The sequence below is a fragment of the Burkholderia sp. AU39826 genome (genome assembly GCF_020419965.1).
In the GTDB taxonomy this organism is placed as follows: Bacteria; Pseudomonadota; Gammaproteobacteria; order Burkholderiales; family Burkholderiaceae; genus Burkholderia; species Burkholderia semiarida.
In genome coordinates this window covers 680,800-694,112 of the sequence record NZ_JAIZQG010000002.1, presented here as the reverse complement: position 1 = coordinate 694,112, position 13,313 = coordinate 680,800, and the positions used below count along the sequence as shown (strand labels likewise).

Below are 13,313 nucleotides of genomic sequence, written 5' to 3'. Positions count from 1 at the left end.
TTCCGCGTGCTATACTCTCTGGCTAAGTCGATATCCAAATGCCGAAATTTCCCCGTCTTGGGGCGGCATCGCGATGAAAGGCTTACGGCACGGGCGTTTTGCACGTGCCGAATCGCAAGCCGGCGCAACCAGGGTGCCGGCCGCGCGGCATCCGCGCCCTTCGGGCGGGTTCGCGCGGCGGTACGGCAGCCGGCTTAAGACCCAACCCTCGTGGAGAATTTACATGGCAGTCACGATGCGCCAAATGCTGGAAGCGGGTGTCCACTTCGGTCACCAGACGCGCTTCTGGAACCCGAAGATGGCTCCGTTCATTTTCGGTCACCGCAACAAGATTCACATCATCAACCTCGAAAAGACGCTGCCGATGTTCACGGACGCACAGAAGTACGTGCGCCAGCTGGCAGCGAACCGCGGCACGATCCTGTTCGTCGGCACGAAGCGCCAGTCGCGTGACACGATCGCCCAGGAAGCGCAGCGTGCGGGCATGCCGTACGTCAACGCACGCTGGCTCGGCGGCATGATGACCAACTTCAAGACGCTGAAGGTGTCGATCAAGCGCCTGAAGGACATGGAAGCGGCTGTCGAGGCAGGCGAGCTCGAGAAGATGAGCAAGAAGGAAGCGCTGCTGTTCGAGCGCGAAATCGCCAAGCTGCAGAAGTCGATCGGCGGCGTGAAGGACATGGGCGGCATTCCGGACGCGATCTTCGTCGTCGACGTCGGCTACCACAAGATCGCCGTCACGGAAGCGAACAAGCTGGGCGTGCCGGTCATCGCCGTGGTCGATACGAACCACTCGCCGGAAGGTGTGGATTACGTGATCCCGGGTAACGACGACTCGAGCAAGGCAGTCGCGCTGTACGCGGAAGGCGTGGCCGACGCGATCCTCGAAGGCCGTGCGAACGCGGTCAACGAAGTGGTCCAGGCTGCACGCGGCGACGACGAGTACGTCGAGGAAAACGCGTAACTGGCCCCGAGCCGGCGCAAAAAGGGGGCTCTCAACAGGCCCCCTTTTTTTAAGCTTGTGCGCCGGACCTGATCGCGCCGAATCGGCGCGGGTCCGGAAACGAATCTCGGCCGTTCGCGTCCAAGCGGGCGGCGTTGTGAATACAGACTCAAGGAGCGAATGATGGCGGCAATTACCGCAAGCATGGTGGCAGAACTGCGCGCAAAGACCGACGCACCGATGATGGAGTGCAAGAAGGCGCTGACGGAAGCCGACGGCGATCTGGCCAAGGCTGAAGAACTGCTGCGCGTCAAGCTCGGCAACAAGGCGAGCAAGGCCGCGTCGCGCGTGACGGCGGAAGGCGTCGTCGCATCGTTCGTCGGCGGCAACGCAGGCGCGCTGGTCGAACTGAACTGCGAAACCGACTTCGTCGCGAAGAACGACGACTTCCTCGCGTTCTCGAAGACGGTGGCGGAACTCGTCGCGACGCAAAACCCGGCCGACGTGGCGGCACTGTCGGCGCTGCCGCTCGACGGCTCGACCGTCGACGCAGTGCGTCTGGCGCTGATCGGCAAGATCGGCGAGAACGTGTCGATCCGCCGTTTCGTCCGTTTCGAAACCGCGAACAAGATCGCCACGTACCTGCACGGCGCGCGTATCGGCGTGATCGTCGAGTACACGGGCGCGGACGAGCAGGTCGGCAAGGACGTCGCGATGCACATCGCGGCGATGAAGCCGGTCGCGCTGTCGTCGGCCGACGTGCCGGCGGAACTGATCGAGACGGAACGCCGCGTGGCCGAGCAGAAGGCCGCGGAATCGGGCAAGCCTGCCGAAATCGTCGCGAAGATGGTCGACGGCAGCGTCCAGAAGTACCTGAAGGAAGTGTCGCTGCTGAACCAAACGTTCGTGAAGAACGACAAGCAGACGATCGAGCAGATGCTGAAGGCAGCGAATGCCGCGGTGCAGAAGTTCGCGCTGTTCGTCGTCGGCGAAGGCATCGAGAAGCGCCAGGACGACTTCGCCGCCGAAGTGGCCGCGCAAGTCGCCGCAGCAAAGCAGCAGTAAGCAGTCAGGCAGTAACCGCGGCGGGCGTCCGCTCCGCCGCGGCCGGCGGCGCCGCCGGCCGGCCGGGTACCCCGGCCCGGTCGTCGGCGCTTGCCCGAATCAGTATTTCGCCCCTACAGTTCGTGGTTGTCATCCTCTCGTCGCTCGGAAGCCCCTATGTCCAATGCCTATAAACGCGTCCTCCTCAAACTCTCCGGCGAAGCGCTGATGGGCGACGACGCCTTCGGCATCAATCGCGCGACGATCGAGCGGATGGTGGCGGATATCGCAGAAGTCGTGCGCCTCGGCACGCAGCTCGCGGTCGTGATCGGTGGCGGTAATATTTTCCGCGGCGTCGCGGGCGGCGCGGCCGGCATGGACCGCGCGACGGCCGACTACATGGGGATGCTGGCGACGATGATGAACGCGCTGGCGCTGCAGGACGCGATGCGCCACGCGGGCATCGAGGCGCGCGTGCAGTCGGCGCTGCGGATGGACCAGGTCGTCGAGCCGTACATCCGGCCGCGCGCGATCCGTCAGCTCGAGGAAGGCCGTGTCGTGATCTTCGCGGCCGGCACCGGCAACCCGTTCTTCACGACGGATACCGCGGCCGCGCTGCGCGGCTCGGAAGTGGGCGCCGAAGTCGTGCTGAAGGCGACCAAGGTCGATGGCGTATATTCTGCCGATCCGAAGAAGGATCCGTCGGCTACGCGCTATACGACGATCAGCTTCGACGAGGCGATCAGCCGCAACCTGCAGGTGATGGACGCGACGGCGTTTGCGCTGTGCCGCGACCAGAAGCTGCCGATTCGCGTGTTTTCGATCAACAAGCCGGGTGCGCTCAAGCGCATCGTGCTGGGCGAGGACGAAGGTACGCTCGTCCACGTGTAAACTCCCGCGGATGCGGGCGACTGACGGCGGGCCACCGGCTATGTGCAACTGGCTGCGGGTTGCCGGCCGCGGCGCGCGACATGCGCCGGTCGGCGCTCGCGTTCTTTGAAGGTTTGAAGGTTCGGAGGTTGAAATGAGTGTCGCTGATGTCAAGAAGGGCGTCGAGCAAAAGATGCAGCGCTCGATCGAAGCGTTCAAGAACGATCTGGCCAAGATCCGTACGGGCCGTGCACACACCGGTCTGCTCGATCACGTTCAGGTCGACTACTACGGCTCGATGGTGCCGATCTCGCAGGTCGCGAACCTGACGCTCGTCGACGCGCGCACGATCGGCGTGCAGCCGTGGGAAAAGAACATGGTCGCGAAGGTCGAGAAGGCCATCCGCGAAGCCGATCTGGGCCTGAATCCGGCCACGGCCGGCGACCTGATCCGCGTGCCGATGCCCGCGCTGACGGAAGAGCGCCGCCGCGAGCTGACCAAGGTCGTGAAGAGCGAAGGCGAAACGGCCAAGGTCGCGATCCGCAACCTGCGCCGCGACGCGAACGAAGCGCTCAAGAAGCTCGTGAAGGACAAGGAAATCTCGGAAGACGACGAGCGCCGCGCAAGCGACGACGTGCAGAAGCTGACCGACAAGCACGTGGCCGAAGTCGACAAGCTCGTGCAGACCAAGGAAGCCGAGATCATGACGGTCTGACGACCGTCCTCGCGCGCCGCCTTCTTCCCGCATTACTGTCTCAACGGCCATGACCTATACCAGCTCTACCGTTCGCGTGCCTGACGTCGGCGTCGTGCCGCGTCACATCGCGATCATCATGGACGGCAATGGCCGTTGGGCGACCGAACGCCGCTTGCCGCGCGTCGCGGGGCACACCCGCGGCGTCGATGCCGTGCGGGCGGTGGTCGAAGGCTGCGCGCGCGCCGGCGTCGAATACCTGACGCTGTTCGCGTTCAGTTCGGAAAACTGGCGCCGGCCGAACGACGAAGTGTCGTTCCTGATGCGGCTGTTCATCACCGCGCTCGAACGCGAGGTGGGCAAGCTGCATGCGAACGGGATCCGCCTGCGTGTCGTCGGCGATCTCGACCGTTTCGAGCCGCGCATCCGTGAACTGATTCGCCGCGCCGAAACCAAGACGGCGCGTAATACCCGTCTGACGCTCACCATCGCGGCCAACTACGGCGGCCGGTGGGACATCCTGCAAGCGACGAAGAAGCTCGTCGAGCAGGCCGTGCGCGAAGGTCGCGAGATCGAAGTGACCGAGGACGCTTTCGCGCCGCACCTGGCGATGGCCTACGCGCCGGAGCCCGATCTCTTCATCCGCACGGGCGGCGAGCAGCGCGTCAGCAACTTCCTGCTGTGGCAGCTCGCGTACGCCGAATTCTATTTCACCGACAAGTACTGGCCGGATTTCGACGGCGCGGCACTGGCCGACGCGATGGCGTCGTATACCGAGCGCGAGCGCCGTTTCGGGCGCACGAGTGCGCAGCTCGAACCGCAATCGCAGAACGCCGACTCCCTTTCATGCTGAAAACCCGTGTGATCACGGCGATCGTGATGCTGGCCGTGCTGCTGCCGGTGACGCTGTTCGCGCCGCTCGCCGGGTTCGGCGCGCTGATCGGCGTCGTGCTGGTGTTCGCCGCGTGGGAGTGGGCGCGCCTGCTGAAGCTCGGCGGCGCCGCGCCTGTCGTCTATGCGCTCGTCGCGGCGCTCGCGCTCGCGGCCACCGCGCCGCTCGGCGTCGACGCGGCTTCGTCCCGTCCCCTTTTCATGGCGGCTGGCGTGTTCTGGCTGCTGGTCGGCCCGTTCGCGCTGCGGCGCAAGCCCGAACTCGCGGGCGGCGTGTGGCGACCGTTCCTGCTGGCCGCCGGCCTCGTCGTGTTCGCCGCCTGCTGGCACGCGCTCGTGGCAGCCCGCGCGCAGGGCGTGCCGTTCGTGCTGTCGCTGCTTCTGGTCGTCTGGCTGGCCGATATCGGCGCATACTTCGCCGGCAAGGCCTTCGGAAAGCGTAAACTGGCCATCACGATCAGCCCCGGCAAGAGTTGGGAAGGCGCGATCGGCGGCTGGTTCGCGGTGATGGTCGTCGCCGGTGTCGCGATGGCCGTACACGCTTTCGAACCGACCCTGTTTTCCGCGCTCGCCGCGCGCTACGGAATGCCCGGCGCGTGGGCCGCACTGACGCTGCTGGTTGCATACAGCGTGATCGGCGACCTGTTCGAGTCGCTGCTGAAGCGGCAGGCGGGCGTGAAGGATTCGAGCGGACTGCTGCCGGGCCACGGCGGCGTGCTCGATCGGGTCGACGCGCTGCTGCCGGTGCTGCCGCTCGCGATGCTGCTGCTTGGTTAAACCATTATTTCTGTTATGCAAAAACGCCTGACATTGCTCGGTTCCACGGGCTCGATCGGAGACAGCACGCTCGACGTGGTCGCGCGCCATCCCGAGCGCTTCTCGGTCTACGCGCTGACCGCGCACCGCAACGGCGACAAGCTCGTCGAGCAGTGTCTGCGCTTCGCGCCTGAAGTGGCGGTGGTCGGCGATGCCGCGACGGCCGCGCACGTCGACGCGAAACTGCGCGCGGCGGGCAGCAAGACGGTCGTGCTGCACGGGCCGCAGGCGCTCGTCGACGTGTCGAAGAGCGACGGCTGCGACACGGTGGTCGCCGCGATCGTCGGCGCGGCCGGCCTTGCGCCGAGCCTGGCGGCCGCGCGCGCCGGCAAGCGGATCCTGCTCGCGAACAAGGAAGCGCTCGTGATGTCGGGCGCGATCTTCATGGACGCCGTGCGCGACCATGGCGCGATCCTGCTGCCGGTCGACAGCGAACACAACGCGATCTTCCAGTGCATGCCGCGCGACGCGGCCGAGCACGGCGGGATCTCGAAGATCATCCTGACCGCGTCGGGCGGCCCGTTCCGCACGCGCGAGCCGGCCACGCTCGTCGACGTGACGCCGGACGAGGCGTGCAAGCACCCGAACTGGGTGATGGGCCGCAAGATCTCGGTCGATTCCGCGACGATGATGAACAAGGGCCTCGAGGTGATCGAGGCGCACTGGATCTTCGGGCTGCCGGGCGACCGGATCGACGTGCTGATCCATCCGCAGAGCGTGATCCATTCGCTCGTGTCGTATCGCGACGGCTCGGTGCTCGCGCAGCTCGGCAACCCCGACATGCGTACGCCGATCGCGCACGCGCTCGCGTTTCCCGAGCGCGTCGACGCGGGCGTCGATCAGCTCGACCTCGCGCAGATCGCCCAGTTGTCGTTCGAGAAGCCCGATTACGCGCGCTTCCCGTGCCTCGCGCTCGCGCTGAAGGCGCTCGAGGAAGGCGGTATCGCGAGCGCCGCATTGAACGCGGCGAACGAAGTGGCGGTCGAAGCATTTCTCGAGCGCCGGATCGGCTTCATGGCGATCGCGGCGACGGTCGACGCCGTGCTCAACACGCTGCCGAACCGCGCGCCCGACGGGCTCGACGACGTCCTCGCGGCGGATGCCGAGGCTCGCCGCCTCGCCGCCGCGATCATTGCGAAAGCGCCTGCGCCACGCGTGGAGCGTGCGGTCTGAATGGAGTGCTCATGAACGTACTGGTCGAACTGGTCGCGTTTGCGGTGGCGATCGGGGTGCTGGTCGTCGTGCATGAGTATGGACACTATCGCGTCGCGCGCTGGTGCGGCGTGAAGGTGCTGCGTTTCTCGATCGGCTTCGGCCAGCCCGTCGCGCGCTGGGTCAGCCGCAGGACGGGCACCGAGTGGACGCTGTCCGCGCTGCCGCTCGGCGGCTACGTGAAGATGCTCGACGAGCGCGATCCAGGCCCAGGCGGCATTCCGCCCGAGGAACTCGGGCAGGCATTCAACCGCCAGTCGGTCTACAAGCGCATCGCGATCGTCGCGGCTGGACCGATTGCGAACTTCCTGCTGGCAATCGTGCTGTTCTCCGCCATATTCGCCACCGGCGTGACCGAGCCGACCGCGATCGTCGCGCCGCCGGCCGCCGGCACGGTGGCGGCTCGCGCGGGCTTCGACGGCAGCGAGACGGTCGTGTCGATCCGCGACGTGCGCGTGAGCGACGCGCAGGGCGGCGAGTCGGAGCCGGTGCGATCGTGGTCGGACCTGCGCTGGAAGCTGCTGTCGGCCGCGCTCGACCATCGCGAGGTCGTGCTCGGCGCGCGCGACGGCAATGCGACTTTCGATTTCCGCGTCGACCTGCGCAACGTGCCCGACAGCCAGCTCGACGACGACTTCATGGCCCATCTCGGCTTCGAGGCCGGCGGCGGCACGTTGTCGGTCGCGTCGGTGCAGCCGGGCAGTGCGGCGGAGCAGGCGGGCCTGAAGGCCGGCGACAAGCTGGTCGCGCTCGACGGCAAGCCGATCGGCGGCGCGTCGCGTTTCATCGATACGGTGAAGCACCATGCGGGCCAGCCGCTCGCGCTGCAGATCGAACGCAACGGCGCCGCGCGGACAGTATCGATCGTGCCGCAGATGCAGCGCGACGACGAATCGGGGCAGCAGGTCGGCCGGATCGGCGCGGCGCTGTCGATGCACGCGCCATCGGTGGACGTGCGCTACGGGCCGATCGAGAGCCTGCGGCTCGGCGCGCACCGCACGTGGGACATTTCCGTGTATTCGCTGAAGATGTTCGGGCGGATGATCACGGGCAACGCGTCGTTGAAGAACCTGTCGGGCCCGGTGACGATCGCCGACTACGCGGGCAAGAGCGCACGGCTCGGTCCGTCGGCGTTCCTGTCGTTCCTCGCCCTTGTCAGCATTAGCCTTGGCGTCCTGAACTTGTTGCCGATTCCCGTTTTGGACGGGGGGCATCTGTTATATTATGCGGTTGAAGCCGCGACCGGGAAAGCCGTCTCGGAGCGCTGGCAGCTGATTCTGCAAAGAGCCGGGTTGATCTGCATCGTCGCGTTGTCGGCGATCGCGCTGTTCAACGATCTGGTTCGGTTAATCCATTTCTGAAGCGTCAGGCGGCGGCCGCTGGCCAGCCGCCCGATTTGATGCAGCTAAATATTGGGGATGCATGTTGTTCAAACCTCATCGCTTTGTACCTAAGACAGTTGCAGCGGCCGCGCTCGCCGCGCACGGCCTCGCGGCGCATGCAGCGGCACCGTTCGTGGTGCAAGACATCAAGATCGAGGGGCTGCAGCGCGTCGAAGCGGGTTCGGTGTTCGCCTATCTGCCGATCAAGCAGGGCGATACCTTCACGGACGACAAGGCATCCGAAGCAATCCGCGCGTTGTACGCGACGGGCTTTTTCAACGACGTGCGCGTCGCCACGCAGGGCAACGTCGTGATCGTGCAGGTGCAGGAGCGGCCGGCCATCGCGTCGATCGACTTCACCGGCACGAAGGAATTCGACAAGGACAACCTGACGAAGGCGCTGCGTGCGGTCGGCCTCGCCGACGGCCGCTACTACGACAAGGCGCTCGTCGACAAGGCGGAGCAGGAGCTCAAGCGCCAGTACCTGACGCGCGGCTTCTATGCGGCCGAAGTCAAGACGACGATCACGCCGGTCGACGCGAACCGCGTGTCGATCCTGTTCGCGGTGGCCGAAGGCCCGAGCGCGAAGATCCGCCAGATCAACTTCATCGGCAACAAGGCGTTCAGCACGAGCACGCTGCGCGACGAGATGCAGCTGTCGACGCCGAACTGGTTCTCCTGGTACACGAAGAACGACCTGTACTCGAAGGAAAAGCTCACGGGCGACCTCGAGGCCGTGCGCTCGTACTACCTGAACCGCGGTTACCTCGAGTTCAACATCGAGTCGACCCAGGTATCGATCTCGCCGGACAAGAAGGACATGTACCTGACGGTCACGCTGCACGAAGGCGAGCCGTACACGGTGTCGGGCATCAAGCTGTCGGGCAACCTGCTCGATCGCGAGGCCGAACTCAACAAGCTGATCAAGATCAAGCCGGGCGACCGCTTCTCGGCCGAAAAGCTGCAGCAGACCACCAAGTCGATCGTCGACAAGCTCGGCGAATACGGCTACGCATTCGCGACCGTCAACGCGCAGCCGGACATCGACCAGGCGAACCACAAGGTGAACCTGAACCTCGTCGTCGATCCGAGTCGCCGCGTGTACGTGCGCCGCATCAACGTGGTCGGCAACACGCGTACGCGCGACGAAGTGGTGCGCCGCGAAATGCGCCAGCTCGAAAGCTCGTGGTTCGACTCGAACCGCCTCGCGCTGTCGAAGGACCGCGTGAACCGCCTCGGCTACTTCACCAACGTCGACGTGACGACGGTGCCGGTCGAAGGCACGAACGATCAGGTCGACGTGAACGTGAAGGTCGACGAAAAACCGACCGGCGCGATCACGCTGGGCGCCGGCTTCTCGTCGACGGACAAGGTCGTGCTGTCGGCCGGCGTGTCGCAGGACAACGTGTTCGGCTCGGGCACGAGCCTGTCGGTGAACGTCAACACCGCGAAGAGCTACCGCACGCTGACCGTCACGCAGGTCGATCCGTACTTCACGGTCGACGGCATCAAGCGGATCACCGACGTCTACTACCGCACGTACCAGCCGCTCTACTATTCGACGAGCTCGAGCTTCCGGATCATCAGCGCGGGCGGCAACCTGAAGTTCGGCATTCCGTTCTCGGAAGTCGACACCGTCTACTTCGGCGCGGGCTTCGAACAGAACCGCCTCGACGTCGATTCGAACACGCCGCAGAGCTACCAGGATTACGTGAACGAGTTCGGCCGCGTGTCGAACACGGTGCCGCTGACGGTGGCATGGTCGCGCGACGCGCGTGACAGCGCGCTGATTCCGAGCCGCGGCTACTTCACGCAGGCGAACATGGAGTACGGCGTGCCGGTCGGCAAGATCCAGTACTACAAGGCCGACCTGCAGGCGCAGTACTACTATTCGTTCTCGCGCGGCTTCATCCTGGGCCTGAACCTGCAAGGCGGCTACGGTAACGGTATCGGCAACCCGTACCCGATCTTCAAGAACTACTACGCGGGCGGTATCGGCTCCGTGCGGGGCTACGAGCCGAGCTCGCTGGGCCCGCGCGACACGAAGACGAACGACCCGATCGGCGGTTCGAAGATGCTGGTCGGCAACATCGAGCTGACGTTCCCGCTGCCGGGCACCGGCTACGACCGCACGCTGCGCGTGTTCACGTTCCTCGACGGCGGTAACGTGTGGGGCAACGCGCCGGGCGGCACGAGTACGGGCGCCAACGGCCTGCGCTACGGCTACGGTGTGGGTCTCGCGTGGATCTCGCCGATCGGCCCGCTGAAGCTGAGCCTCGGCTTCCCGCTGCAGAAGCACGAAGGCGACCAGTACCAGAAATTCCAGTTCCAGATCGGGACGGCGTTCTGACCGAACGCATGACAACAGCAACGAGAGGGTAATTTTGCTAACCGGTAAGTTTTCGAAACGAGTGATGTGCGCGCTGACCGTTGCGCTGGCCTTGGGCGCGGCAACGGTGCACGCACAGGACGTCGCCCGCATCGCGGCGGTCAATTCGGATCGGATCCTGCGCGAGTCGGCGCCCGCGAAGGCGGCGCAGACGAAGCTCGAAGCCGAGTTCGCGAAGCGTGACAAGGATCTGCAGGACCTGGCGGCCCGTCTGAAGTCGATGTCCGATTCGCTCGACAAGAACGGCACGTCGCTGTCGGCGGCCGATCGCGCGCAGAAGCAGCGCGATCTCGCGCAGCTCGACACCGACTTCCAGCGCAAGCAGCGCGAGTTCCGCGAAGACCTGAACCAGCGGCGCAACGAAGAGCTGGCGGCCGTGCTGGAAAGGGCGAACAAGGTCATCAAGCAGATCGCCGAGCAGCAGAATTACGACCTGATCGTGCAGGAAGCCGTGTACGTCAGCCCGCGCATCGACATCACCGACAAGGTGCTCAAGGCGCTCGCGTCCGGCTCGACGAACTGAACGGAGCAGACGACGAATGGCATTGACGCTTGAGGCACTCGTAAAGCGGTTCGGCGGCGAGATCGCCGGCGACGCACAGTGCACGGTCGGCGGCCTCGCGCCGCTCGACCAGGCAGGCCCTCAGCAGCTCGCGTTCCTCGCGAACCCGAAGTACCTGTCGCAGGTCGAGACGACCCGCGCCGGCGCGGTGCTGATCGCGCCGAAGGATCTGGAAAAGCTGGGCGCGGCCGCGAAGGGTCGCAACTTCATCGTGACGCCGAATCCGTACGCGTACTTCGCGCGCGTCGCGCAGATGTTCATCGATCTCGCCACGCCGCCGCGCGCGGCCGGCGTGCATCCGAGCGCGACGATCGATCCGGCCGCGAAGGTCGCCGCGACCGCGGTGATCGGCCCGCACGTGACGGTCGAGGCCGGCGCGGTGATCGAAGACGGCGTGCAGCTCGACGCGAACGTATTCGTCGGCCGCGGTACGACGATCGGCGCCGGCTCGCACTTCTATCCGAACGCATCGGTGTACCACGGCTGCAAGATCGGCCCGCGCGCGATCGTCCATGCGGGTGCCGTGATCGGCTCCGACGGCTTCGGCTTCGCGCCGGATTTCGTCGGCGACGGCGACGCGCGCACCGGCAGCTGGGTCAAGATTCCGCAGGTCGGCGGCGTGACGATCGGCCCGGACGTCGAAATCGGCGCGAACACGACGATCGACCGCGGTGCGATGGCGGATACCGTCATCGAGGAATGCGTGAAGATCGACAACCAGGTCCAGATCGGCCACAACTGCCGGATCGGCGCGTACACAGTGATCGCCGGCAGCGCCGGCATCGCGGGCAGCACGACGATCGGCCGCCATTGCATGATCGGCGGCGCGGCCGGGATCGCCGGCCACGTGACGCTCGGCGACTATGTCATCATCACCGCGAAGTCGGGCGTATCGAAGTCGCTGCCGAAGGCCGGCATCTATACCAGCGCGTTCCCGGCCGTCGACCACGGCGAGTGGAACAAGAGCGCCGCGCTCGTGCGCAACCTCGACAAGCTGCGCGAGCGCATCAAGGCGCTCGAAGCCGCGCTCGCCGCCCAGGGCGGCACCCACGCCTGAGCGCATCATGCGAGACCATGAACCGGGCACGGCCAGCGCAACCGGCCCGGTTCGTCAGACTGGGCCGCGCGGCGGCCCGCTTCAGCCTTTGCATCACCACCGCGCAGCCTCTGCGTGAGACGAACCATCATGAGCACTGAAAAAATCAATCTCGACATCCACAAGATCCTCACGCTGCTGCCGCATCGCTACCCGATTCTGCTCGTCGACCGCGTGCTCGAACTCGAACCGCACAAAGGGATCAAAGCGCTGAAGAACGTGTCGATCAACGAGCCCTTCTTCCAGGGGCATTTCCCGAAGCGGCCGGTGATGCCGGGCGTGCTGATCCTCGAGGCGCTCGCGCAGGCCGCGGCGCTGCTGACGTTCTCGGAAGAGCAGCCGAAGGATCCGGAGAACACGCTGTATTACTTCGTCGGGATCGACGGCGCGCGCTTCAAGCGCGTGGTCGAACCGGGCGACCAGCTGATCCTGAACGTGACGTTCGAGCGCTACATCCGCGGCATCTGGAAGTTCAAGGCGGTGGCGGAGGTGGACGGCAAGGTCGCGGCGGAAGCCGAGCTGATGTGCACGGTCAAGACGGCCGACGCGGCGCCCTGAGCGACGCGGCACGCATGGGCAACATAACGCGAGCAACGCGACACATGATATCGAGAGGCAACGGCGCATGACCAGGATTCATCCTACCGCGATCGTCGAGCCGGGCGCGCAGATCGACGAATCGGTCGAGATCGGCCCGTACGCGATCGTCGGCCCGCACGTCACGATCGGCGCGCGCACGACGATCGGCTCGCACAGCGTGATCGAAGGCCATACGACGCTCGGCGAGGACAACCGCATCGGCCATTACGCGTCGGTCGGCGGGCGTCCGCAGGACATGAAGTACAAGGACGAGCCGACGAAGCTCGTGATCGGCAACCGCAACACGATCCGCGAATTCACGACGATCCACACGGGCACCGTGCAGGACGTCGGCGTGACGACGCTCGGCGACGACAACTGGATCATGGCCTACGTGCACATCGGCCACGACTGCCGGGTCGGCAACAACGTGATCCTGTCGAGCAACGCGCAGATGGCCGGCCACGTCGAGATCGGCGACTTTGCGATCATCGGCGGCATGTCGGGCGTGCACCAGTTCGTGCGCATCGGCGCGCATTCGATGCTGGGCGGCGCGTCGGCGCTCGTGCAGGACATCCCGCCGTTCGTGATCGCGGCGGGCAACAAGGCCGAGCCGCACGGGATCAACGTCGAAGGGCTGCGCCGGCGCGGCTTCTCGGCCGACGCGATCTCGGCGCTGCGCAGCGCGTACCGCGTGCTGTACAAGAACAGCCTGTCGCTCGAGGAAGCGAAGGTGCAACTGCGCGAGCTCGCGGAAGCGGGCGGCGACGGCGATGCACCGGTGAAGGCGCTCGTCGAGTTCATCGACGCGTCGCAACGCGGCATCATCCGCTAA

At 65.7% G+C, this 13,313-nt stretch carries 13 protein-coding genes; all 13 read left to right on the top strand.

Annotated elements, in window-relative coordinates; all coding sequences use genetic code 11:
- Positions 1 to 223 precede the first annotated feature (223 nt).
- The 13 genes from rpsB (at position 224) to lpxA (ending at position 13,313) form a co-directional block, all read left to right on the top strand.
- Entirely contained in the window at positions 224 to 964 is a 741-nt protein-coding gene (rpsB, locus tag LGM42_RS08065; RefSeq protein WP_006483818.1) for a 30S ribosomal protein S2, read from the top strand.
- Between the two features lie 162 nt (positions 965 to 1,126).
- Positions 1,127 to 2,008, top strand: a complete 882-nt coding sequence (tsf, locus tag LGM42_RS08060; RefSeq protein ID WP_006483826.1) for a translation elongation factor Ts — start codon at positions 1,127 to 1,129, stop codon at positions 2,006 to 2,008.
- A gap of 156 nt (positions 2,009 to 2,164) precedes the next feature.
- Entirely contained in the window at positions 2,165 to 2,878 is a 714-nt protein-coding gene (gene pyrH / locus LGM42_RS08055) for a UMP kinase (protein WP_006402648.1), read from the top strand.
- Between the two features lie 133 nt (positions 2,879 to 3,011).
- Positions 3,012 to 3,572 (top strand): ribosome recycling factor, encoded by a 561-nt coding sequence (frr, locus tag LGM42_RS08050; protein ID WP_006483822.1) that lies wholly within the window; start codon positions 3,012 to 3,014, stop codon positions 3,570 to 3,572.
- Between the two features lie 49 nt (positions 3,573 to 3,621).
- The gene (gene uppS, locus LGM42_RS08045) at positions 3,622 to 4,404 is read left to right on the top strand and encodes a polyprenyl diphosphate synthase (RefSeq protein WP_034201584.1); all 783 of its coding nucleotides are present in this window, start codon (positions 3,622 to 3,624) and stop codon (positions 4,402 to 4,404) included.
- Positions 4,398 to 5,219 (top strand): phosphatidate cytidylyltransferase, encoded by an 822-nt coding sequence (locus LGM42_RS08040; RefSeq protein WP_059573698.1) that lies wholly within the window; start codon positions 4,398 to 4,400, stop codon positions 5,217 to 5,219. The genes uppS and LGM42_RS08040 overlap by 7 nt, the downstream gene beginning before the upstream one ends.
- Before the next feature lie 15 nt (positions 5,220 to 5,234).
- Entirely contained in the window at positions 5,235 to 6,431 is a 1,197-nt protein-coding gene (locus LGM42_RS08035; protein WP_059645400.1) for a 1-deoxy-D-xylulose-5-phosphate reductoisomerase, read from the top strand.
- A gap of 11 nt (positions 6,432 to 6,442) precedes the next feature.
- On the top strand, positions 6,443 to 7,831 hold the full coding sequence (rseP, locus tag LGM42_RS08030; RefSeq protein ID WP_226231961.1) for an RIP metalloprotease RseP: 1,389 nt from the start codon (positions 6,443 to 6,445) through the stop codon (positions 7,829 to 7,831).
- A 61-nt stretch (positions 7,832 to 7,892) separates the two neighbouring features.
- A complete protein-coding gene (gene bamA / locus LGM42_RS08025) occupies positions 7,893 to 10,202 on the top strand; it encodes an outer membrane protein assembly factor BamA (RefSeq protein WP_059573701.1) in 2,310 nt (769 codons plus the stop codon).
- 64 nt (positions 10,203 to 10,266) lie between these two features.
- A complete protein-coding gene (locus LGM42_RS08020; RefSeq protein WP_048248617.1) occupies positions 10,267 to 10,764 on the top strand; it encodes an OmpH family outer membrane protein in 498 nt (165 codons plus the stop codon).
- Between the two features lie 16 nt (positions 10,765 to 10,780).
- On the top strand, positions 10,781 to 11,860 hold the full coding sequence (gene lpxD / locus LGM42_RS08015) for a UDP-3-O-(3-hydroxymyristoyl)glucosamine N-acyltransferase (RefSeq protein WP_060966269.1): 1,080 nt from the start codon (positions 10,781 to 10,783) through the stop codon (positions 11,858 to 11,860).
- Positions 11,861 to 11,989: 129 nt separating this feature from the next.
- Positions 11,990 to 12,457 (top strand): 3-hydroxyacyl-ACP dehydratase FabZ, encoded by a 468-nt coding sequence (gene fabZ, locus LGM42_RS08010; protein WP_006402657.1) that lies wholly within the window; start codon positions 11,990 to 11,992, stop codon positions 12,455 to 12,457.
- 67 nt (positions 12,458 to 12,524) lie between these two features.
- Positions 12,525 to 13,313 carry an acyl-ACP--UDP-N-acetylglucosamine O-acyltransferase gene (lpxA, locus tag LGM42_RS08005; RefSeq protein ID WP_059573703.1) on the top strand — a complete coding sequence of 263 codons (789 nt, stop codon included), beginning with the start codon at positions 12,525 to 12,527 and terminating at the stop codon, positions 13,311 to 13,313.